Source organism: Neisseria sp., from assembly GCF_030523955.1.
Taxonomy (GTDB): domain Bacteria; phylum Pseudomonadota; class Gammaproteobacteria; order Burkholderiales; family Neisseriaceae; genus Neisseria.
The window spans coordinates 1-21,161 of the sequence record NZ_JAUNHL010000039.1 but is presented as its reverse complement, the minus strand read 5'-3'; the positions used below and the strand labels follow the sequence as shown (position 1 = coordinate 21,161).

Below are 21,161 nucleotides of genomic sequence, written 5' to 3'. Positions count from 1 at the left end.
CAGACAGGCATTTGGCCGTAAAGCAGGTGTTTAACTGCGGATGCGTTTCAACACTTCTTCTTTGCCCAATAAAGCCAGCACCGCATCGATGCTGGGGGTTTTGGCGGTGCCGCATACTGCCAGGCGCAGCGGCATGCCCAGTTGCCCCATTTTGATGCCTTCGGCTTCACAGAAGGGTTTGAACAGATCGTGAATGGCGGGAGCATCCCATTCAGACAGGCCTTCGAGTTTTTCGGCAAAACGCAGCATGCGTGCGGGAGCTTCGGCATCCCAGTGTTTTTGTACGTCTGCTTCGGCGGACACGGCTTTTTGGTAGAAATACACGCATTCGTCGGCCAGCGTATTCAAATCTTGGGCACGGTCTTTCACCAATGCCAGCACGTCTTCCAGCGCGGGTTTGTCGAGCACTTCCACGCCGCGCACCGCCAAGCGGGGTTTCACCAGCGCGGCGAGCGTGTCGTTGGGGGTGATTTTGATGTGTTCGCCGTTAATCCAATAGAGTTTTTTCAGATCCATGCGGCTGGGCGAGGGGGAAACGTCTTTCAAATCAAACCATTCGACAAATTGCTTCATGGTAAAAAATTCGTCGTCGCCGTGCGCCCAACCCAAGCGCGCCAAATAGTTGAGCATGGCTTCGGGCAGAATGCCCATTTGGCCGAAATCGGTGATGGCCACGGTGTCGCCGCTGCGTTTGGAGATTTTTTTGCCGTGCTCGTTCAAAATCATCGGCAGGTGGGCGTATTCGGGCAGCTTGGCGCCGATGGCTTTTAAGATATTGATTTGTTTGGGGGTGTTGTTGACATGGTCGTCGCCGCGGATAACATGGGTGATGCCCATGTCGCAATCGTCCACCACCACGCAGAAGTTGTAGGTGGGCGTGCCGTCGGCGCGGGCGATGATGAGGTCGTCGAGCGCTTCGTTGGGGATGCTGATTTCGCCTTTCACCAAGTCGTGCCATTTGGTTACGCCCTCCAACGGGGTTTTGAAGCGGACAACCGGTTCGCGGCCGGCGGGGATTTCGGGCAGGGTTTTGCCAGGCTCGGGGCGCCAGCGGCGGTCGTAGGTGGCGGTGCCTTCTTTTTCGGCTTTCTCGCGCATGGCTTCCAGCTCTTCTTTGCTGCAATAGCAATGGTAGGCGTGGCCTTGCGCCAACAGCTCGGCAATCACTTCTTTATAGCGGTCGAAGCGGCGGGTTTGGTAGATAACGTTGTCGGCGTTGTCGTAATCGAGGCCTACCCAGTTCATGCCGTCTAAAATGATGTTGACCGATTCGGCGGTGGAGCGCTCCAAATCGGTATCTTCGATGCGCAGCAGGAATTCGCCTTTGTGTTTTTTGGCAAAAGCCCATGAAAACAGGGCGGTGCGCACGCCGCCGATGTGCAGGTAGCCGGTGGGGCTGGGGGCGAAACGGGTTTTAACGGTCATGGTATTTTCTTCATCTCTAGAAACGTTTGAAAAGCGTATTTTATGCGTTTCATGCCTGTCTGAAAACATAAGAGCAGTTTGTTTTCTTTGGCAAGAGGCGTACACTTTGAGCAATTATGATTGTTTTCAGACAGGCATTTATGAAACGCAAGTCTTCCGCTGCCATGGTTTTGGCAGCTCTGGGCATTGTTTACGGCGACATCGGCACCAGCCCGCTCTATACGTTGAAGGAGACGTTTCTGGCTTCGCATATGCGGGTGGGGGAAAGCGGCATCTTGGGATTTGTGTCGCTGATCATCTGGGCGCTGATTCTGGTGGTTACACTCAAATATGTGGTGTTCATCCTGCATGCCGACGATAAAGGCGAGGGTGGCGTGGTGGTGCTGATGCAGCAGGCGATGTACCAGCTTTCGGGCAAGTGGGCGAAACTCATACTGCTGTTGGGGCTGGCCGGTACGGCGATGTTTTTCGGCGATGCGATGATTACGCCCGCAGTATCCGTACTTTCCGCTGCGGAAGGTCTGACCGTGATCAATCCGGAGCTGGAGCATTGGGTTTTGCCGATTGCGCTGGCGGTGATTGCGATGCTGTTTTATGTGCAGCGCAAGGGCACGCAGCATATCGGCGCGTTTTTCGGGCCGGTGATGCTGCTCTGGTTCGGTTCGTTGGCCGCTGCCGGGGTGTATCAGATTATGCAGAATCCGGGTATTCTGCGCGCCGTTAACCCTTATCACGGGCTTTATTTTGCGACGCACCACGGCTGGATGGGTTTCGTCAGCCTCGGTGCGGTGGTGCTGGCAGTAACCGGCGCGGAAGCGCTGTATGCCGACATGGGCCACTTCGGCCGCAAACCCATCCAAACCGCCTGGCTCTCGCTGGTGCTGCCTGCTTTGGCATTGAATTATATCGGGCAGGGCGCGCTGTTGTTGCGCAATCCGGCCGCCATTAAAAATCCGTTTTTCATGAGCATGCCCGAATGGGCGCTGATACCGATGATCGTGCTGGCAACGGCGGCTACGGTTATCGCCAGTCAGGCCGTGATTTCCGGCGCATTTTCGCTCTCCCGCCAAGCGGTTCAGTTGGGTTTTCTGCCGCGCCTGCAAATTCACCACACCAGCGAAACCGAAATCGGTCAGATTTATATTCCTTCGATTAACTGGATGCTGCTGGTGATTGTGATACTGGTGGTGCTCGGCTTTAAAAATTCCACCAATCTGGCCTCTGCCTACGGCATCGCCGCCACCGGTACCATGGTGCTGACCACCATCATGTTCTGCGTTGTCATGCTGAAAAAATGGCGCTGGCCGAAGATCGCCGTATTTGGTTTAACCGGCATTTTCCTTACCTTCGACCTCGCCTTCTTCTCTTCCAACCTGCTCAAGCTGCCCACCGGCGGCTGGTTTCCTGTGTTGGTGGCCGGCTTGTTGGTGTTTACCTTCAGCACTTGGCGGCGTGGCCGAGCGCTTTTGGAGCAACAGTCCGACAACGGCATGGATTTACGGGAGTTTGTTAATAATCTCACCGAATACCCGCCGCAAACCGTATCCGGTAATGCCGTTTATATGGCGGGCAACCCCAACGGCGTACCGCGTGCGCTACTGCATAATCTGAAACACAACAAAGTGCTGCACGAACACAATTTCCTGCTCACCATCAAAACGCTGGAAACCCCGCGCGTTGCCAACGAAGATCGTTTGAAAATCGAGCCCTTGGGCGGCAGTTTTACCTGTATCACCGCCTTTTACGGCTTTAAGGAAACCCCGCGCATCCGCCGCATCATGGATCTGGTTGCCCAAAAAGACATTGAACTGGAAATGGCCGACACATCCTTCTTTCTCTCGCGCGACAGCATCCGCATCAACGAAATCACTCCGCCCGGCGGCATGAACCGGCTGCGTGCCCGTTGGTTCAAATGGCTGTATAAAAACAGTACGCCGGCCACCGATTTCTACCGCATTCCCGACAACCGCGCGGTGGAATTGGGATCGCAGCGTAATTTGTGATACAAATGCATAAATGCCTGTCTGAAAAACTGTTTCAGACAGGCATATTGCATAGAACAAGCTGGTTTGCTATCTCAAATTGTATGATTACATCCAACTACTTGCGGCTTATGTTGGTTTACGTTAATCTTTTCTGGCGTTGAATCGATGGCATTTTTTTAGATTCATCATGATTTTTCACTCTCACAAACCCATCAGGAGAAACGTATGAAACTATTGAAGATTACTCTGCTTGCCGCGTCTTTGGCTGCGTTAAGCGCTTGCGGCGGCGAACCAAAATCGGCCGGCGGCGAGACGCAAAAAAGCGAGGCGCTTGCGGCGGCGGGCAAACTGCAAACCAAATTCGTGACCATCGCCACCGGCGGCGCTTCCGGTCCCTACAATATTTTGGGCACTTCGCTGGCCGAGGCTTATGCCAAAGAGTTCGGCGTGAATTCTAAAACGCAAACCACCGGCGCTTCGGTGGAGAACATCAATTTAATCAATCAGAAAAAAGCCGAAATGGCGTTTGTGATGAGCGATGTGTTAAGCGACGCGGTTAACGGCGTCAACAGCTTCCCGCAAAAAATCAGCAGCGTATCGCAAGTTGCCGCACTCTATCCCAACTACGTGCAAGTGGTCACTTCTTCTAAATCGGGTATCAAAACCTTGGCCGATTTGCGCGGAAAACGTGTGGCTGTCGGCGCGCAAAATTCCGGCGTGGAAGTGAATGCACGCAACCTGATCAACGGTTTCGGCATGACCTATAAAGATTTGAAAGTCGATTATCTGGGCTATGCCGAGGCGGCGGATGCATTGAAATCGGGCAAAATCGATGCGGCTTTCCTTACCAGCGGCCTGCCGAACTCTTCGCTGATGGAATTGCAGCAGGGTTTTGATTTGCAGCTGGTGAGCATTCCGGCCGATAAGATTGCCGAAATTGCCAAAGACAAACCTTATTTCGTTGCCATGAATATTCCGAAAGGGACTTACGGCAATGCGGAAGACGTGCCCACGGCGGCGATCCGCAACGCACTGGTGGTGAGCAACGCATTGAGCGAGGACGATGTTTATCAGTTAACCAAATCGTTCTATCAAAACCTAAGCGTACTGCAAACCGCGCATCAGGCCGCCAAAGAGATTGATCCGGTAAAAGCCAAGGAAGGTTTTGTCGCGCCGATGCACCCGGGTGCCAAAAAATATTACGACGAAGCGGCTAAATAGCTCCGCCTTTTCAGACAGGCATGGCGTTCAAATGCCTGTCTGAAAACGTTTTCCTGTGTATGAAGAAACTGATCCGGTTGCTTACGGCAGGCGCATTGCTGCTTGCTCTGGTTTGGCCGCGCGCTGCGGTGAGAATAGGCCTGTCTGAAAGTTCGTGTTACTTGCCCGCCGAGCGCTTCGTGTTGCAATGGCGCCATTCGGTGGAACACCAGCTTTGGCGCGAATATTACCGTTCCGACGGGCAATCGCTGCATTTGGAGCGTACCGAAATGCAAACGTTCGGCGCGGGTACCCCGGCAGGCGGGCAAACCGTTTCGGCGGAAAAAGGCTTTGTCGGCTTCAAAAGTTCGGTGCGTTTGCCCGAGCTCAACTGGGTGGTTTCAAGAAACATGCAGGGGGAAATCCGTACGCTTCAATCTGCTTGGCCGCTGTATGCCCAAGTGCCCGATTACTCGACAATCCACATTACGCCTGCTTATCTTGCGCAGATGGTAGTGTGGCTGGGAGCTTGTGATGACTGAACCTCTCCAACCGGAAGCCGCGGTGAACAGCCGGGAAATTCTGGAAAAATACGACCGTGAATCGGTTACCCGAAACCTCAAAAGCAAAAGCGTAAGCAAAATCATTGCGGTGATTGCGGTTTTGTACTCTTTATTTCACGTTTACATTACTTTTTTTCCGTTGCCGACGCTGATCCAGCGCTCGATACACGTTGCGGTGGGCTGCGCTTTGGTATTTCTGATTTATCCGCCGGCAAAAAGGAGCAGCCGCAGTACGGTGGCTTGGTATGACTGGTTGTGGTTTCTGGCCGCCTGCTCCGGCGCCGGCTATCTGATTTGGCAATACGACGACATCATGACGGTGCGCGGCGGTATTCCGAACCAGTTGGATATTGTGTTTTCGATGATTACCACGGCGGTGGTCATCGAAGCGGCAAGAAGGATTACCGGCTGGATTTTGCCGCTTTTCGCGCTGATTTTTCTGGCCTATCCGTTTATCAGCCACATGGATTTTATGCCCGACCGCCTGCTGACGCGGCCTTATGATTTGGGCGATATTTTCGGCCAGCTCTATCTGAAAACCGAAGGGCTGTATTCCACCGCCATCGGCGCATCGGTAACGTTTATTTTCCTGTTTATCCTGTTCGGCGCTTTTTTGGCGCGCTCCGGGATGGGGCAGTTGTTTAACGACATGGCTTTGGCGCTGGCCGGCCACAAGCAGGGCGGGCCGGCGAAAGTAGCAGTGATTTCCAGCGGCTTCATGGGCAGCATCAACGGGGCGGCGGTGGCCAATGTGGTTGGTACCGGCGCGTTCACCATTCCCTTAATGAAGAAAATCGGCTACCACAAAAATTTTGCCGGCGCGGTGGAGGCCAGCGCTTCGGTGGGCGGCCAGATTCTGCCGCCGATTATGGGCGCCTCCGCCTTTATCATGGCGGAAACCACCGGTGTGAAATACAGCACCATCGCTTTGGCCGCTTTGCTGCCGGCCTTGCTGTATTACTTGGGCGTGATTGCGCAGGTGCACTTTCGCGCAGGCAGGCGCGATTTGAAAGGGATTCCGAAAGCCGATCTGCCGCGTCTGAAGGAAGTGTTGAAAGCGCGCGGCCATATGCTGCTGCCGATTGTGGCTTTGGTGGTGATGCTGGCCGAATCGGTGCCGGTGGGCTATGCTGCGGCGTATACCATCGGCATTACCGTGGTGATCAGCTGGCTGCGTGAGGAAACGCGTATGGGTATCCGCGAGATTATCGGCGCGCTGGAAGACGGTGCCAAACAGTCGCTCTCGGTGATGGCGGCCTGCGTGGTCGTCGGCATCGTCATCGGCGTGGTGAACCTGACCAGTTTCGGTACGGTGATGACTTCCTCCATCGTTACCCTCGGTGCCGGCTCGTTGCTGCTGACTTTGATTTTAACCATGGTCGCTTCGATGATTCTGGGCATGGGGCTGCCTTCGATTCCGGCTTATATCATCACCGCAACCATGGCCGCGCCGGCGCTGGCTTCGTTTGACGTGCCGGTGCTGGTGGCGCATATGTTCGTGTTCTATTTCGGTATTTTCGCCAACATCACACCGCCGGTCGCCTTGGCAGCCTTCGCCGGTGCCGGTATTGCCGGCGGGGATCCGATGAAAACCGGTTTCCAGTCGCTCAAGCTGGCGTTGGCGGGCTTTATTGTGCCGTTTATGTTTGTGTATAACCCGAACATGATGATGATTGATGTGAGCAACGCCGCGGTAACCGCTACCTCGTTCCCGCTGCCGCCTTGGTGGACGATTGCATCGGTCAGCATTACCTCGATTGTCGGCGTGTTGAGTTTGTCGGCGGCGGTGGAAGGTTATTTCAAAACGCACCTGCCTGCTTGGCAGCGGCTGCCGTTAGCTGCCGGCGGTTTGATGATGATTATTCCCGAATTAATCACCGATCTGGCCGGCATGGCTTTGGTGGCGGTGATTTTGCTGATGAACAGCCGTGCCGCAAAAACGGAGCGCGCCAAATCCTTACCGTAAAAAGCTTTGAGCGGCGCTAAGCGGATTTAATTACTTCGATACAAGGCAGCAAGCCGAAGACAGTACAAGTAGTACGGAACCGATTCTGTTGCCGCTTCAGCGGCTTACAAAATCGTTCTCTTTGAGCTAAGGCGCAGCAGAGCCTTCGCGAAAGTTAATTAAATCCGCTATATGCCTGTCTGAAAAGATTGCTTTCATTCTTTCAGACAGGCATATTTTGTTTGCAAAAGCAAAATAAAAGGAACTAACTGCCTTTTATGGCTACTTACTTTAAAACATTCGAAAAGCGCGCCTCCTAATGAACATACTCCTGCAAACCCTGCTGGAACGTAAAACCGAATTGCTCGATGCCACGCTGGAGCATTTGCTGATTTCACTGGCTGCGCTTATGTGTGCGGTGGCGATTGCCGTGCCGTTGGCGGTGTGGTTTTCCGGCCGCCGCAAGCAGGCGGAAACGGTGTTGCAGTTTACCGGCGTGTTGCAAACCATTCCTTCGCTGGCCATGCTGGGTTTGCTGATTCCGTTTGTCGGCATCGGTACGCCGCCGGCGCTGATAGCCTTAACGCTTTACGCTCTGCTGCCGATTTTTCAAAACACTTATCTCGGTTTTTCCGAAATCCCTCCCTCGATTAAAGAAGCGGCTACCGCTTTCGGGCTGTCGCGTTGGCAGAAACTGGTGCGGGTGGAGCTGCCGTTGGCGCTGCCGGCGATGATTTCCGGCATCCGCACCGCCGCCGTGCTGATTGTCGGCACCGCCACGCTGGCGGCTTTGGTGGGCGCGGGCGGTTTGGGCAACATCATTCTGCTGAGCATAGACCGCAACAATATGGCGCTTACCTTTATCGGCGCGGCCGCTTCGGCGCTCTTGGCGGTAGGCGTGAGCGGGCTTGTGTATTGGCTGCAGCGCAAAAAAGCCGGCCGTGCGCTGGGCCTGGGGGTTTTGCTGGTGGCGTTGCTGCTGGGCGCGCAATGGTGGAATCATCAGGGCAGCGGCCGCCAAGTGGTGATTGCCGGCAAGCTGGGCAGCGAGCCGGATATTTTAATCAATATGTATAAACTTTTGATTGAGACGGAAAACCCGGATGTTCAAGTGGTGCTGAAACCGAATTTCGGCAAAACCAGTTTCCTGTTCAACGCGCTCAACAGCGGCGAAATCGATATTTATCCCGAATTTACCGGCACCGTATTGGAAAGCTTGGTCAAGCGGCCGGCCGGGCAGGAAGGCCGGATTCTGAATCCGCAAGAAACTTATCTGCTGGCCAAAGATTTGCTGGCCGAACAATATCAGATGGTGTTTCTGGCGCCGATGAAATATCAAAACACCTACGCGCTGGCGGTGCCGCAGGCTTATGCGCAACAGCACCGGTTGGCCGCCATTTCCGATTTGGCCAAAGTGAAAGATAAGATACGCGCCGGTTTCACGCTGGAATTCATCGACCGGCAAGACGGCTACAAAGGCCTGTCTGAAACCCATCATATTCCGCTGAAACACGTTTCCAGCATCGAGCCTGCGCTGCGCTACACTGCGCTTTCAGACGGCCGCGTCGATCTGGTCGATGCCTATTCCACCGATGCCGAAATCCGCCGCTACCGCCTGCAACTCTTGAAAGACGATTTGCAGCTGTTCCCCCACTATCAAGGCGCGCCGCTGATGAAAGCCGAATTTGCCGAACAACACCCGCAAGTGGTGCAAGCGCTCAACCGGCTGGCCGGCAAAATCAGCGAAGAAGAAATGTCGGAAATGAACGACAGGGTGAAAAACAACGGCGAAGCGCCGGCCAAAGTTGCCGCCGAATACCTCAACACCCGCCAATTATTGAATAAGAAGGAGGCCCCATGAACGCGATTGTCGAATTTCGCGAAGTCGGCAAGCACTATGGCGAAAAACACGTGATCAGCGGCCTGAACCTCAGCATTCGCGAAGGCGAGTTTTTCGTGATGGTCGGCCCCTCCGGCTGCGGCAAAACCACCACCCTCAAAATGATTAACGCGCTCACCGAGCCCAGCGAAGGCGACGTATATTTCAACGGCCGGCGCATCAAAGATTACGACATCCGCCGCCTGCGCCACCGCATCGGCTACGTTTTGCAGCAGATCGCCCTGTTTCCCACCATGACCGTGCGGCAAAACATAGAGCTGATTCCCGATATTTTGGGCTGGAGCAAAAGCGAACGCCGCCGGCGCAGCGGCGAATTGCTGGAAATGGTCGGCCTGCCGCCCGCCAAATACGCCGCCCGTTATCCGCACGAATTATCCGGCGGCGAACAGCAGCGCATCGGCATTTTGCGCGCGATTGCCGCCAAACCCGACGTGCTGCTGATGGACGAACCCTTCAGCGCGCTCGACCCGCTCTCGCGCAACGCCTTGCAGGAAATGGTGGCCGACATCCACCGCCGCCTCGGCACCACCGTCGTTTTCGTTACCCACAACATGAACGAAGCCCAACGCCTGGCCAGCCGCATCGCCGTATTGCAAGGCGGAAAATTGCAGCAATTGGGCACGCCCGAAGAATTGCAAACCCAACCGGCCAACGAATTCGTGCGCTCGTTTTTCCAAAGCGAAAATACCGATTACGGTAAAATCAGCCAGATTACCGATCTCTTGCCGCTCAGCGGCGACAATCTGCCGGAATTGCAACCCGATGATAACGTTGCCGAACTGTTTCCCCTGCTCGGCCGCCACCCGAGGGTGCGCATCCGCGGCTTGGGCGAAATCGACGGCAGCCGGGTGTTCGATTATCTGCACAACCGCCAGCGTTGAAGCCTTTAAATGAAAGAAAATCAAACCATGCCTGTCTGAAAAGCTTTTCAGACAGGCAGAGACCTTTGCAAAAAGCCGTGTTAATCCTAAATTAATGAATGTTTCGTCATACTCGGGCTTGACCCGAGTATCTGTTATTTCTTCCCAAACAACCAGATGCTCGGGTCAAGCCCGAGCATGACGCACGTGCTTAAAGTATCGAAAAGAGTTTTGCAAAGGGCTCTGGCATTTATTCCAGCAGGCAGCTTCAAAATGCTACAATTGCCTTTTATCACCCATCGACATTCCCCGAATATCCATGAAAAAAACCGTCGCCCCCAAGTCTTTCGAAGATGCGCTCAAGCGTCTGGAAACGCTCACCCAAGCCATGCAGAGCAGTGAAATGCCGCTGGAAGATGCATTGGCCGCCTATCAGGAAGGCAACGAATTGGTGAAATATTGCCAGCAGAAATTGACCGAAGTGGAGCAAAAGCTGCAAGTATTGGATGCCGGCGAACTGAAGGATTTGAATCTTGAGCACAGTGAATGATTTGAAAGCCTGGCAGCAACAGGCGCAGGCGCAAACCGAATTGGTACTGGAGCGCGTATTACCGGCGGCGGCCAGCGTGCCCGCCACCTTGCACGAAGCGATGCGTTACAGCGCGCTGGATGGCGGCAAACGCTTGCGCCCCCTGCTGGTGTTGGCCGCTTCCGAATTGGGCGGGGCCGATTTTAATGCGGTGGAACAGGCGATGGCGGCTATCGAGATGGTACACGTTTATTCGCTGGTGCACGACGATATGCCGGCGATGGATAACGACAGCCTGCGCCGCGGCAAGCCGACTTGTCATGTGCAATATGGCGAAGCCACCGCGCTGTTGGCCGGAGATGCCTTGCAAACGCAGGCTTTCGATGTATTGAGCCGCCCCACCGGCCTGCCGGCCGCGCGCCAGCTGAAAATGGTATCAGTGTTGGCCAAAGCTTCCGGCAGCCTCGGCATGGCAGGCGGGCAGGCGATTGATTTGGCCCATGTCGGCAAACCTATGAACCAAGCCGAATTGGAACAGATGCACGGCCTGAAAACCGGCGCGCTGATCCGCGCCGCCGTGGCGCTCGGTGCGTTGTGCTGCCCCGATTTGGGCGAGGAGGATTTGCAGCGGCTGGACCAATACGCCGCCAAGTTGGGGCTGGCTTTCCAGGTAATAGACGATGTGCTCGATTGCGAGGCCGATACCGCCACGCTGGGCAAAACAGCGGGTAAAGACGCTGATAACGACAAACCCACTTATGTAAAACTGATGGGCTTGGCCGAGGCGCGCCGCTATGCGGAAACCTTGGTCGCCGATGCGGTGGCGCTGCTCTCGCCGTTTGGCGATAAAGCATGCCATTTGCGGCAATTGGCCGAATTTGTGACTGCGCGTAAGCACTAGGGGCTGCCGACACAACGCAACGGCGGTATTTTTGGTCAAAATCCCCCGTCTGCGGCGTTCAAAATGCTCGCAAGAAGTCCAATCTTGCTGCGCTTTTTGCCTTGAAAAACGGCTTCGCTGGTCAATGCAACAGCCCCTAGCCCCTACGCACAGATTTGATTAGCTACCCGTATGCAGGAGGAGACGATGAGTATTTCCGAAAATAAAATCGGTTTCTATGTTGGCGAACATTGGGTGGAAGTGCAGGGCAAAACGCGCATGATTTATCCGCTCTGGTGTGTTTCGGTTGACGGTATCGTACAGGATTCGAAGAAAAAAGTAGGCAAATTCTCGCTCAATGCAATGGCCGGCACGCAGCAAATCGTGGTTGATATCCGGCAAAGCTGGTTTGGCGATGTGGTGCTTAGCGTAACGGTTGAGGGCAAACCCATCCAAGTATTGAACGGTTTTTTGCTTTGAGCCTGTTGCGGCAAACCAGTAAATCCACCATACCGGATTGTCGGAGAAACGCAGTCAATCGGCCGGAAGGCTTAGGCCTTTTCCCGTTTGCCGTTTAGACTGCCGTTTTATATAGTGGGCTAAATCTAATCCGCTATAGCGGATTAACTTAACTTTCGCTACGGCGCTGCTGCGCCTTGTCGTACTACTTGTACTGTCTGCGGCTTGCTGCCTTGTATCGAAAATTAATTTAAGCCGCTATATTTTATTGAAAATGAGGAATGTGTTATGCGTTTTTCTTCCCGCCCGCTGGCTGCCGTGTTATTGGCATTGGCCGCCTTGCCCGTTTCTGCCAAAGATTTAACCGTATCCGCCGCAGCCAGCCTGAAAGATGCGTTTCAGGAAATCGCCGCGCAATATCAGCGCCAACATCCGGGTGTGGAGGTACGCCTGAATACCGCAGGATCGGGGGCGCTGGTGCAGCAGTTGAAGCAAGGTGCGCCGGTAGACGTGTTGGCAACGGCCGACCAAGCTTCCATGGACGAGGCTGCCAAGAATAAAAGTATCGATGCGGCCAGCCGCAAAACTTTTGTGCGCAATGATCTGGTGATGGTGGTGCCGAAAAACAGCAATATCCGCCTGCAAAAATTATCCGACTTGCAACAAAGCGCCATCCGACGCATTGCCCTGAGCAATCCCGACAGCGTGCCGGTAGGCCGCTATTCCAAACAGGCGCTGACCAAAGCCGGCTTGTTTGAGGCGGTTAAGCCCAAGCTGATTACCACGCAAAATGTGCGCCAGTCGTTGGATTATGTGGCGCGCGGCGAAGTGGATGCCGGTTTTGTTTACCGTACCGATGCCGCACTGATGCCGGATAAGGTGAGCATCACCGCCGTTGTGCCGCTGGATACGCCCGTGTCGTATCCGATTGCAGTGGCCGCGCACAGCAGCGATAAGGCCGAAGCCCGCCGTTTCGTTGATTTCGTCTTATCGCCGGCCGGACGCAAGGTTTTGGACAAATACGGTTTTAGCCGGCCTTGATTGATTGGTATGCCTGTCTGAAAACTTATTTTCAGACAGGCATACGTTTTTTACCCTGCCCGTTGCGGCGTTGTCATATTTTTATTCATTATTCCGATTTATGTTTCTCGAAGCATGGCCGGCTCTGAGCCTGTCGCTGAAAGTGGCGCTCTGGGCTACCGTACTCAACCTGATTCTCGGCGTGGCCGCCGGCCTGCTGCTGGCCCGCCGCCGTTTTCCCGGCCGCGACCTGCTCGATACCGTGCTGACGCTGCCGATGGTGTTGCCGCCGACCGTATTGGGTTATTACCTGTTGGTGCTGTTCGGCCGCAACGGCTGGATAGGCCGATGGTTGCAGGAAACTTTCGGATTCAGCCTGATTTTTACTTGGCAGGGCGCGGTGCTGGCGGCAATGGCGGTGACCTTTCCGCTGGTCTGCAAACCGGCGCGGGCGGCGTTTGAAGAGGTGAATCCGCAGCTGGAACAGGCCGCGCGGGTATTGGGCCTGTCTGAAAGCGCGGTTTTTTTAAGGGTAACCCTGCCTCTGGCTTGGCGCGGCATTCTGGCCGGCTTGCTGCTGGCGTTTGCCCGTGCGCTGGGAGAGTTCGGCGCCACGCTGATGATTGCCGGCAGCATTCCCGGCGAAACGCAAACCCTGTCGATTGCGGTTTATGAAGCGGTGCAGGCCGGCAACGATCAGCTGGCGGCCGGTCTGGTATTGCTGATTTCCGCCGTTTGCGTAGCGGTATTGTGGGGCGCCGGTCGCTTGGCCAAACCGAGGGGGCAGCGATGAGCCGGGAAGTTGTATTCGATTTTGCTTTTAACGCCCGCTTCAGCGCCGGTACGCGCCGTTTTACCCTGGATATCCGTTGCCGCAGCGAGGCGGTGCGGCTGGCGGTAATCGGCCCTTCCGGAGCAGGCAAAAGCCTGATGCTGCAATTGCTGGCCGGCTTGCAGCGCCCGCAAAGCGGCCATGTCAATATTGCCGGCCGCTGCTACGGCGATTTAAGCCGCCTGTTCTGGCTGCCGCCGCAACAGCGCCAGGTCGGGCTGGTGTTTCAGGATTACGCATTGTTTCCGCACCTTACCGTTGCGCAAAATATCGGCTTCGGCCTTGATACCGGTTGGCAAAATCCGAAACGCCGCCGCCTGCCCGAGGCCGTTTCGTTTTGGTTGGAACGCATGCAGTTAAGTGAAATCGCCGATCATTATCCGCACCAAGTTTCCGGCGGGCAACGCCAACGTATCGCGCTGGCCCGTGCGTGTATTGCCCGCCCCAGGTGGCTGCTTTTGGATGAGCCGTTTGCCGCGCTCGACCCTGATTTGCGCAGCCAGATGCGGGGCTTGGTGGGTCAAGTGCAGCAGGAATTGGCGATTCCGATGCTGATTATCAGCCACGATATGGAGGATACCCATGTGTTGGCCGATGAAGTCATCCGCATGGAAGACGGGATATTGCGGCATGATGGCGCTTAGCAAACCATTGGTTGGGTATGAAAGGTTTAGGCCTGTCTGAAAAGATTTTCAGACAGGCCTAAATGATTTATTTATAAAAATATAGCGGATTTAATTAACTTTCGATACAAGGCAGCAAGCCGCAGACAGTACAAGTAGTACGGCAAGGCGCAGCAACGCCGTAGCGAAAGTTAAGTTAATCCGCTGTTCAATGTTTTATCAACATTTCGCTTCGGCATTCTTACGGGCGTAATACCACCAGTTCAACACCAAACACACCACATAGAAAACGATAAAACCGATTAATGCGGCATTGACGCTGCCGGTTAAATCTATCGATGTTCCGTAGCTTTTGGGGATGAAAAAGCCGCCGTAGGCCGCGAAGGCGGCGGTAAAGCCGATCACCGCCGCACCTTCTTTGGTGGCGTTCAGGCGCGCCTGCTCTTCGCTTACCAAGCCTTGTTGGGCGAATTTTTGGTGCATATTGAGAAAAATCACCGGCACCTGCATAAAGGTGGAGCCGTTGCCCAGGCCGGTGAGGGCGAAAAGGGCGATAAAGCAGGCGAAAAAGCCCCAGAAATTGCCGCCTTCGCCGTTGGCGGGCAGAAAGGAAATCACGCCGATAACGGCGGCAATCATGCCGGCGAACACGAGTTGGGTAATCAGCGCGCCGCTTTTGATTTTGTCGGACAGCCAGCCGCCGAGCGGGCGTGCCAGCGCGCCCACCAGCGGGCCTAAAAAGGCGTATTTAACGGGGTCGATGCCGGGAAACTGGCTTTTGGTGAGCAGCGGGAAACCGGCGGCGAAGCCGATAAACGAGCCGAAGGTGCCCAGATAAAGTATGCACATAATCCAGTTGTGTTTGCGGCTGAAAATCACCGCTTGTTCTTTAAAGCTGGCTTTGGCGCTGGCCAAGTCGTTCATGCCGAACCAGGCGGCCAGCGTGGAAAGAATGATGAACGGCACCCAGATAAAGCCGGCGTTTTGCAGCCACATCTGTTTGCTTACATCGTCTTTTACCCAAGTTTGCGGCTCGCCGCCCAAGGCGCCGAACACGCCGGCGGTAATCACCAGCGGCACCACAAACTGCACCGCCGACACGCCCAAGTTGCCCAAACCGGCGTTTAAGCCCAGCGCGGTACCTTTTTCGGCTTTGGGGTAGAAAAAGCTGATGTTGGCCATGCTGGATGAGAAATTGCCGCCGCCGAAGCCGCACAATAGTGCCAGCACCATCATGGTGATATAGCTGGTATCCGGGTCTTGCACGGCGAAGCCCAAGCCGACGGCGGGCAGCAGCAGGCTGGCGGTGGAGAGCGCCGTCCATTTTCGGCCGCCGAAAATCGGCACCATAAATGAATAGAAAATCCGCAGGGTGGCGCCGGATAAGGCGGGCAGCGCGGCCAGCCAAAACAATTGGTTGGGGGTGTATTTGAAGCCGATATTGGGCAGGTTCACCACCGCCACGCTCCACACCTGCCAGATGGCGAATGCCAGAAGCAGCGCAGGAATGGAAATCCATAAATTGCGGCGGGCAATTTTTTTACCGGTGTTCTGCCAAAAATCTTTATCTTCCGGCTGCCAGTGTTCGATTAAATATGACATGGTGTATTGATTCCTCGGATAATGGTTTCGGTATGCCTGTCTGAAACTTTTTCAGACAGGCATTTCATTCAAGATTCGTTTCTTTCTGCAACCGTACGCTGATCCCGTTTGGCTTTAAACGAAAAGTGCATCCAGATCAGCGACACGCACACGGTGCCGTAGAGCAGCATAAAGCTGGTGGAGCGGATGCCGGTGAAGTCTTCGAGCACGCCGAACATAATCGGCAGCAGAAAGCCGCCCATGCCGCCGGCCAGCCCCACGATGCCCGAAACCGCGCCGATGTTGTGCGGATAATCGTCGGCCACGAATTTGAACACCGAAGCCTTGCCCACCGCCATCGCCACGCCCACGGTAAACATCAAAATGGTGAACAGCGTCACGTTGAGGCCGATGTGCAGGCCGAGCGTGCCATAAGTGGTTTTAATCAGCATGTCGGTTTGCGGGTAGGAGAGCAGGAAAAAACACACCCAGCACACCCACATCACCGCCCAAGTTACCTTATAAGCGCCGAATTTGTCGGAAAGATAACCGCCGAGCGCGCGCAAAACGCCGCCGGGCAGCGAGAAGCAGGCAGCCAGAAAGGCGGCGGTTTTCAAACTCATGCCGTATTCGCCCACATAATATTTGGTCATCCACAAGGCCAGCGCCACATAGCCGCCGAACACCACCGAATAATATTGGCTGTAACGCAGCACGCCCGGGTCTTTCAACAGCGCGAGCTGTTCGCGCAGGGTAACGCTCGAAGAAACCAGATGCTTGGGATCGTGATAGCTGGTGAACCAGAAAATCACCGCCATCGCCAGCATAATGGCCGAATACACGGTGGGCACAATCTGCCAAGTGCCGTAGGTGGTAATCAGCCAGGCCGCCAGAAATTTATTCACGGCAGAGCCGGCATTGCCCGCGCCGAACACGCCCATCGCCATGCCCTGCTGGTGTTTCGGAAACCAGCGCGCCACATAGGGCGTGCCCACCGAAAACGAGCCGCCGGCCAAGCCCATCAGCAGGCCGATAATCAGGAAATGCCAGTAATGGGTGGCATAACTCATCAGAAAAATCGCCGGCACCGAAATCATCATCAGCGCAAACAACACGACGCGGCCGCCGTAGCGGTCGGTGAGTATGCCCAGCGGCACGCGGATTAACGAGCCGGACAACACCGGCAGCGCAATCAGAATGCCGTATTGGGTTTGGTTGAAGCCCATTTCCTCCTGAACTTTGATGCCCACCACCGCCAGCATCATCCAAATCATAAAACACACGGTAAACGACAGCGTGCTGGACACCAGCACCGAATAGCGTTTATAGGTTTCAGAGGCCATGCGCCCCATCCTTTCTTACAATTACGATAACATTCTTGGCTCAGCATACCTTACGCTTTCCGGCGCACACTGCGTATGCGCTTGAAGGAGAAAGTGCGCAAAGCATTGGGCATAGGCGGCATAGGCCGAACAGTGCAAAAAGATAGTTATTTGGTAGTAAGCAGAAAAAAAGCACACCGTAAGGGTGTGCGGATAATGGGGAATAAAGGATTTCAGACGGCCTGCGGCCTTTGCGAATCATTTCAGCACTTTGAAACACTTGCGTCATGCTCGGGCTTGACCCGAGCATCTTTTTGTTTGGGAGGACAGTATCTACGCATGCTGTTGCCAAGTAGTTTGGCTATTCCCCGGCCTCAATCCGCCGCCGATGCGCGGGCAAACAGCACGGTATTTTCCAGTTCGATATGATCCTGCAAATCGCTGACCAGCGTTTGCAATGCGGCGTATAAACGCTGCCAGCTCGGGCAGGCTTGGGCGGGCGGGGTGAAATGATCAGTAAGCGCCAGCAGGCGGGCAATGGTTTGTTCGTGTTCTTCGTGCTCGTGCATCATCACGCGGATGGGCATGGCGGCATGCTGTTTCATACCGTTGGCCAGCATGGGGAACAACACCTGCTCTTCTTTTTGCATATGCGAGAGCAAATCGGCCTGCATGGCTTGCAGCAGGGGCAGGATTTCCGCCGGAAACCCACCGGCGTGTACCGAAGCGACTTTTTCGGCCAAAGGCAGGATTTCCAGAAACTGGTGGCGGTGGGTTTGGTGGTAGCGGGCGAGAATATGCTCGATTAGGGCGGCATCGCTGCTGTTTTGCCAAATAGAGAAGTCTTCCATGGTACTTCTTTCGCTATCGGGTTTCAGACAGGCCTATTCTATAAAAACCGTGCTTTTTGCGCGTTAGGATTAAGGGGGAAGCGCTATCGGCCGGAAGGATTATGGCGGCGGGGGAACGCAATCCGGCAGCCTGAAACCTTTGCGGAAATACCCTTAAGGCCGTCTGAAATGCTGAAATCCCGTCACACTCGGGCTTAGCCTGGGCATCTGTTATTTCTTTTGCAAAAAAGATGCCCGGGTTGAGCACGGGCATGACGCAGAGAGTTTAAGATGTTGGGAGAAATTTTGTAAAGTTCTCGGCCGGTCTTCCGCCGCGCTCAATCCTGCGGCTGCGGCACGTTATGCTGCACGGCATACACCGCCGCCTGCACGCGGCTGGTGAGTTCGAGTTTGCGCAGAATGTTCTGCACGTGCACCTTGATGGTGGATTCGGCCAAATCGAGTTTGCGCGCAATTACCTTGTTGCTGCGGCCTGCGGCCAGATGGCCGAGAATTTCAAGCTCGCGCTGGGTGAGGCTGTCGAGTGCGCCGGCCACGGCGGGTGCGCCGGGGTTGATTAAAGACTGCACCAGCCGCGCGGTCATTTCGGGAGAAAACACATTGTCGCCGGCGGCGGCTTTTTTGATCGATTCGATTAAAAACTCGGCATGGATGTTTTTGAGCAGAAAACCGCGCGCGCCCAAGCGCATACATTCGGTTAAGTCTTCACTGTCTTCCGAAACGGTGAGCATCACCACGGTTTGCTCGGGGCGGCTGCTGAGTATCTGCGCCAGGGCTTCTCGGCCGTTCATCACCGGCATATCCAAATCGAGCAGCACCACGTCGGGCGCGGCCTGTTCGACCAGCTTCACGCCGCTGAGGCCGTCTGAAGCCTCGCCGATCACTTCAAAGCCTTCCTGCCGCGCCAGCAGGGCCTTGATGCCGCTGCGAAACAGGGTGTGGTCGTCGATTAACACAATGCGGATGGGTTCGGTGGTGTGTTCGAGGGTCATAATAAAACTCTTTCTTGTTGCGGCAGGGTCAGGCGGATTAAGGTGTGGCTGCCGCTCTGTGAATCAATCTCCAGCCGGGCGTTGATGCGCAAGGCGCGCTCGCGCATGATGCCCAGGCCGACGTGGTTGCCGGACAGTTCGTTCAGACGGCCTGTGTCGAAGCCTTTGCCGTTGTCGCGTATGCTCATGGCGAAATCGCGGCTGTTGTCGAATTCTATATCCACTTGCGTGGCTTGTGCGTGTTTGCGGATATTCGACAGGCTTTCCTGCAAAATAAAAATAAACTGCAACTGCTGCTCGCTGCTCAGATCGGGGCCGTCGCCCCGCCAAACCGTGTTCACTTCAACCTGCGTTTGCTGTTCGAAGCGTTTGCTCAGGGTTTGCACGGCTTCGGCGAATTCTTTGCGGCTGATTTTGGTGCGGAAGTTCAGCAGCAGCTCGCGCACGTCTTCATAGCATTCCTGCACGCCTTCTTTGATAAATTGCAGGTTTTCGCTGATTTGCGCCTGCTCCTGCGCCGCCAGCGCGCTCTCGAGCATCTGCACTTGCAGGTTTAGAAAGGTGAGGGTTTGGGCGATGCTGTCGTGCAGCCCCTGCGCCATCAGGTTGCGCTCCTGCAAAACGGCAAGCTGGCGGCTTTCGTCGGCCAGGCGGATATTGCTCAGCACGCCGGCAAGCTGGTTGCACAAGGTGTCGAGCAGCTCGCGCATGCCCGGCTCGAGTTCGTAGGCTTCTTTGAAATAGAGCGTCATCAGCCCCAAATCGACGCCGTTGTAGCGGATATCGAACACTTGAAGATAGTGGAAGCCCGATTTTTCGCAACCGGCCAGCTGCTGCCCGGCTTCGGCGGGGCGGGTGAAGGTAATCGGCTGCCAATCGTGCTGCGCCACCGCGCGGCCGCAGAAGCAGTCTTCCAAACGGCGGCAGGCTTCGGCGGTTTGCAGGTTTTCGGGCAGGCCGCGGTGGGCAACCAAATCCATGCGTTCGCGCTCGAAATCGAGCAGGCGTATGCTGCCCGCGTCGGCGGGCACAAGGTTCATGATTTTCTCTAAAAAGGTTTCGCCCGCTTCGGCGGCCGTCTGAATGCGGTTGAGAAAGCGCGAGAAAAAATAAAGCGTGCCCAGCGTGTAGTTTTTTTCGGCCAAATCGCGGGTTTTTTCGGCCACTTCCTGCTCCAAATGAGCGTATAGCTGTTGCAGGCGCAGGCTCATCTGGTTGAAGCCTTTATCCACTTCGGCAAATTCGGCCGAGCCGTCTATCGGCACCTGCACGCCCAGTTTGCCGTCGTGTATGTCGCTCACGCCCTGCTGCAATTGGTCGAGCGGGCGGATAATCCACAAATAAAGCAGCAGCACCATCACCATCGCACCGGCCAGCACCAGCACCATCAGCCCGCTTTGGAAAAAGCGCAGCCATTTGGTGTGGCGCGCGTTCACCGATTCGGCCGACAGCACCAGCGCGTCGATCGAATCGACAAACTGCTCCAGCCTCTGCTCCGGCACGGTGCCGCCGCCCGCTGCCGCCCGTTGCAGCATCGGGCGGATTTCATTTTGCCAGCGGCGGGTGAGCGTTTGCATCTGCTCCTGCACTTCGGAGGTGTCGGGCAGAAACAGCGGCCGCGCCGGATCGCCCTGCTTCAATTGCGCGAGCGTGCGGTCGAAACGCTCGATACGCTCCAGAGCCTCCGCGCTGCGGCGCTCGCTGATCAGCAGCCCCAAACGGTAGGTTTGCATGCGCAGGCTGCCCGCATCGTTAATCGCCGCTCCGCCGCCTTCCAAACGCCACGACAGCAGCAGCGTCAGCACAATCGAGCCGACCGCCGCCGTTACCCATAAAACGGTGAGCAGTTTGAGGCGGGACGACAGGCTTTTGGGGTGTTTCATAACAGCGCATAACCGGAAACGGGGTGATAGAAAGACTGTTTTCAAACAGAAAGGTTTTATCACTATGAACGAGTTTATGTTGAATGAAAATAGCCCGACTGTGCTTTCGGGCTAATTCTTTAGAACTAAAGGCAATCAAACAGGCCGTTTTTTTGCAAAAACACCTTAAAAGGCCGTCTGAAATGCCCGATGCAACCATAACGTCATACTCGGGCTTGACCCGAGTATGACGGAGCGGTGCTGAAACAGTAGTGTCAAACAGGCCGTCTGAAACCTTTCAGACGGCCTGTCGCATGATTTCAAACAATCAA

The 21,161-nt window shown here is 55.2% G+C and carries 18 protein-coding genes; 12 read left to right on the top strand and 6 right to left on the bottom strand.

Annotation, left to right across the window (positions count from 1 at the left end):
* Positions 1–30 precede the first annotated feature (30 nt).
* Positions 31–1,425: a glutamate--tRNA ligase gene (gltX, locus tag Q4C79_RS09030; RefSeq protein ID WP_303090694.1), complete on the bottom strand. Its 1,395-nt coding sequence runs from the start codon at positions 1,423–1,425 to the stop codon at positions 31–33.
* Positions 1,426–1,565: 140 nt separating this feature from the next.
* Between gltX and Q4C79_RS09025 the strand changes: the two genes are divergently transcribed.
* The 12 genes from Q4C79_RS09025 (at position 1,566) to Q4C79_RS08970 (ending at position 14,242) form a co-directional block, all read left to right on the top strand.
* Entirely contained in the window at positions 1,566–3,428 is a 1,863-nt protein-coding gene (locus Q4C79_RS09025; RefSeq protein WP_303090693.1) for a potassium transporter Kup, read from the top strand.
* Positions 3,429–3,635: 207 nt separating this feature from the next.
* Positions 3,636–4,631, top strand: coding sequence for a TAXI family TRAP transporter solute-binding subunit (locus tag Q4C79_RS09020; protein WP_303090692.1), 996 nt, complete (start codon positions 3,636–3,638; stop codon positions 4,629–4,631).
* A gap of 59 nt (positions 4,632–4,690) precedes the next feature.
* Entirely contained in the window at positions 4,691–5,152 is a 462-nt protein-coding gene (locus Q4C79_RS09015) for a DUF1850 domain-containing protein (protein WP_303090691.1), read from the top strand.
* A complete protein-coding gene (locus Q4C79_RS09010; RefSeq protein WP_303090690.1) occupies positions 5,145–7,139 on the top strand; it encodes a TRAP transporter permease in 1,995 nt (664 codons plus the stop codon). The genes Q4C79_RS09015 and Q4C79_RS09010 overlap by 8 nt, the downstream gene beginning before the upstream one ends.
* A gap of 298 nt (positions 7,140–7,437) precedes the next feature.
* Positions 7,438–8,979 carry an ABC transporter permease/substrate-binding protein gene (locus Q4C79_RS09005; RefSeq protein WP_303090689.1) on the top strand — a complete coding sequence of 514 codons (1,542 nt, stop codon included), beginning with the start codon at positions 7,438–7,440 and terminating at the stop codon, positions 8,977–8,979.
* Positions 8,976–9,899 carry an ABC transporter ATP-binding protein gene (locus Q4C79_RS09000; protein WP_303090688.1) on the top strand — a complete coding sequence of 308 codons (924 nt, stop codon included), beginning with the start codon at positions 8,976–8,978 and terminating at the stop codon, positions 9,897–9,899. Before Q4C79_RS09005 ends, Q4C79_RS09000 begins: the two co-directional genes overlap by 4 nt.
* A 298-nt stretch (positions 9,900–10,197) precedes the next feature.
* Positions 10,198–10,428, top strand: a complete 231-nt coding sequence (locus Q4C79_RS08995) for an exodeoxyribonuclease VII small subunit (RefSeq protein ID WP_303090687.1) — start codon at positions 10,198–10,200, stop codon at positions 10,426–10,428.
* The gene (locus tag Q4C79_RS08990) at positions 10,412–11,308 is read left to right on the top strand and encodes a polyprenyl synthetase family protein (RefSeq protein WP_303090686.1); all 897 of its coding nucleotides are present in this window, start codon (positions 10,412–10,414) and stop codon (positions 11,306–11,308) included. Before Q4C79_RS08995 ends, Q4C79_RS08990 begins: the two co-directional genes overlap by 17 nt.
* A gap of 186 nt (positions 11,309–11,494) precedes the next feature.
* Complete coding sequence (locus tag Q4C79_RS08985; RefSeq protein WP_303090685.1) at positions 11,495–11,767, top strand: hypothetical protein; 273 nt, start codon at positions 11,495–11,497, stop codon at positions 11,765–11,767.
* A 267-nt stretch (positions 11,768–12,034) separates the two neighbouring features.
* Complete coding sequence (modA, locus tag Q4C79_RS08980; RefSeq protein WP_303090684.1) at positions 12,035–12,787, top strand: molybdate ABC transporter substrate-binding protein; 753 nt, start codon at positions 12,035–12,037, stop codon at positions 12,785–12,787.
* A gap of 100 nt (positions 12,788–12,887) precedes the next feature.
* The gene (gene modB, locus Q4C79_RS08975; RefSeq protein WP_303090683.1) at positions 12,888–13,559 is read left to right on the top strand and encodes a molybdate ABC transporter permease subunit; all 672 of its coding nucleotides are present in this window, start codon (positions 12,888–12,890) and stop codon (positions 13,557–13,559) included.
* Positions 13,556–14,242 (top strand): ABC transporter ATP-binding protein, encoded by a 687-nt coding sequence (locus tag Q4C79_RS08970; RefSeq protein WP_303090682.1) that lies wholly within the window; start codon positions 13,556–13,558, stop codon positions 14,240–14,242. The genes modB and Q4C79_RS08970 overlap by 4 nt, the downstream gene beginning before the upstream one ends.
* Positions 14,243–14,440: 198 nt before the next feature.
* On the opposite strand, the gene Q4C79_RS08965 is transcribed toward Q4C79_RS08970, so the two are convergent.
* From Q4C79_RS08965 to Q4C79_RS08945, 5 genes are all read right to left on the bottom strand, one after another.
* Positions 14,441–15,823 (bottom strand): NarK family nitrate/nitrite MFS transporter, encoded by a 1,383-nt coding sequence (locus Q4C79_RS08965; protein WP_303090681.1) that lies wholly within the window; start codon positions 15,821–15,823, stop codon positions 14,441–14,443.
* 68 nt (positions 15,824–15,891) lie between these two features.
* Positions 15,892–17,145: a nitrate/nitrite transporter gene (locus Q4C79_RS08960; protein ID WP_303090680.1), complete on the bottom strand. Its 1,254-nt coding sequence runs from the start codon at positions 17,143–17,145 to the stop codon at positions 15,892–15,894.
* Positions 17,146–17,498: 353 nt separating this feature from the next.
* Entirely contained in the window at positions 17,499–17,975 is a 477-nt protein-coding gene (locus Q4C79_RS08955) for a hemerythrin domain-containing protein (protein ID WP_303090679.1), read from the bottom strand.
* Between the two features lie 317 nt (positions 17,976–18,292).
* A complete protein-coding gene (locus Q4C79_RS08950) occupies positions 18,293–18,967 on the bottom strand; it encodes a response regulator (protein ID WP_303090678.1) in 675 nt (224 codons plus the stop codon).
* On the bottom strand, positions 18,964–20,850 hold the full coding sequence (locus tag Q4C79_RS08945; RefSeq protein ID WP_303090677.1) for a type IV pili methyl-accepting chemotaxis transducer N-terminal domain-containing protein: 1,887 nt from the start codon (positions 20,848–20,850) through the stop codon (positions 18,964–18,966). The genes Q4C79_RS08950 and Q4C79_RS08945 overlap by 4 nt, the downstream gene beginning before the upstream one ends.
* Between the last annotated feature and the right edge of the window lie 311 nt (positions 20,851–21,161).

Coding starts and splice junctions, on each gene's coding strand:
- gltX (WP_303090694.1), bottom strand. CDS start 1,425: ATGACCGTTAAAACCCGTTTCGCCCCCAGCCCCACCGGCTACCTGCAC.
- Q4C79_RS08955 (WP_303090679.1), bottom strand. CDS start 17,975: ATGGAAGACTTCTCTATTTGGCAAAACAGCAGCGATGCCGCCCTAATC.
- modB (WP_303090683.1), top strand. CDS start 12,888: ATGTTTCTCGAAGCATGGCCGGCTCTGAGCCTGTCGCTGAAAGTGGCG.
- Q4C79_RS08970 (WP_303090682.1), top strand. CDS start 13,556: ATGAGCCGGGAAGTTGTATTCGATTTTGCTTTTAACGCCCGCTTCAGC.
- Q4C79_RS09010 (WP_303090690.1), top strand. CDS start 5,145: ATGACTGAACCTCTCCAACCGGAAGCCGCGGTGAACAGCCGGGAAATT.
- Q4C79_RS09005 (WP_303090689.1), top strand. CDS start 7,438: ATGAACATACTCCTGCAAACCCTGCTGGAACGTAAAACCGAATTGCTC.
- Q4C79_RS08965 (WP_303090681.1), bottom strand. CDS start 15,823: ATGTCATATTTAATCGAACACTGGCAGCCGGAAGATAAAGATTTTTGG.
- Q4C79_RS09025 (WP_303090693.1), top strand. CDS start 1,566: ATGAAACGCAAGTCTTCCGCTGCCATGGTTTTGGCAGCTCTGGGCATT.
- Q4C79_RS08985 (WP_303090685.1), top strand. CDS start 11,495: ATGAGTATTTCCGAAAATAAAATCGGTTTCTATGTTGGCGAACATTGG.
- Q4C79_RS08945 (WP_303090677.1), bottom strand. CDS start 20,850: ATGAAACACCCCAAAAGCCTGTCGTCCCGCCTCAAACTGCTCACCGTT.
- Q4C79_RS09015 (WP_303090691.1), top strand. CDS start 4,691: ATGAAGAAACTGATCCGGTTGCTTACGGCAGGCGCATTGCTGCTTGCT.
- Q4C79_RS08995 (WP_303090687.1), top strand. CDS start 10,198: ATGAAAAAAACCGTCGCCCCCAAGTCTTTCGAAGATGCGCTCAAGCGT.
- modA (WP_303090684.1), top strand. CDS start 12,035: ATGCGTTTTTCTTCCCGCCCGCTGGCTGCCGTGTTATTGGCATTGGCC.
- Q4C79_RS08950 (WP_303090678.1), bottom strand. CDS start 18,967: ATGACCCTCGAACACACCACCGAACCCATCCGCATTGTGTTAATCGAC.
- Q4C79_RS09000 (WP_303090688.1), top strand. CDS start 8,976: ATGAACGCGATTGTCGAATTTCGCGAAGTCGGCAAGCACTATGGCGAA.
- Q4C79_RS08960 (WP_303090680.1), bottom strand. CDS start 17,145: ATGGCCTCTGAAACCTATAAACGCTATTCGGTGCTGGTGTCCAGCACG.
- Q4C79_RS09020 (WP_303090692.1), top strand. CDS start 3,636: ATGAAACTATTGAAGATTACTCTGCTTGCCGCGTCTTTGGCTGCGTTA.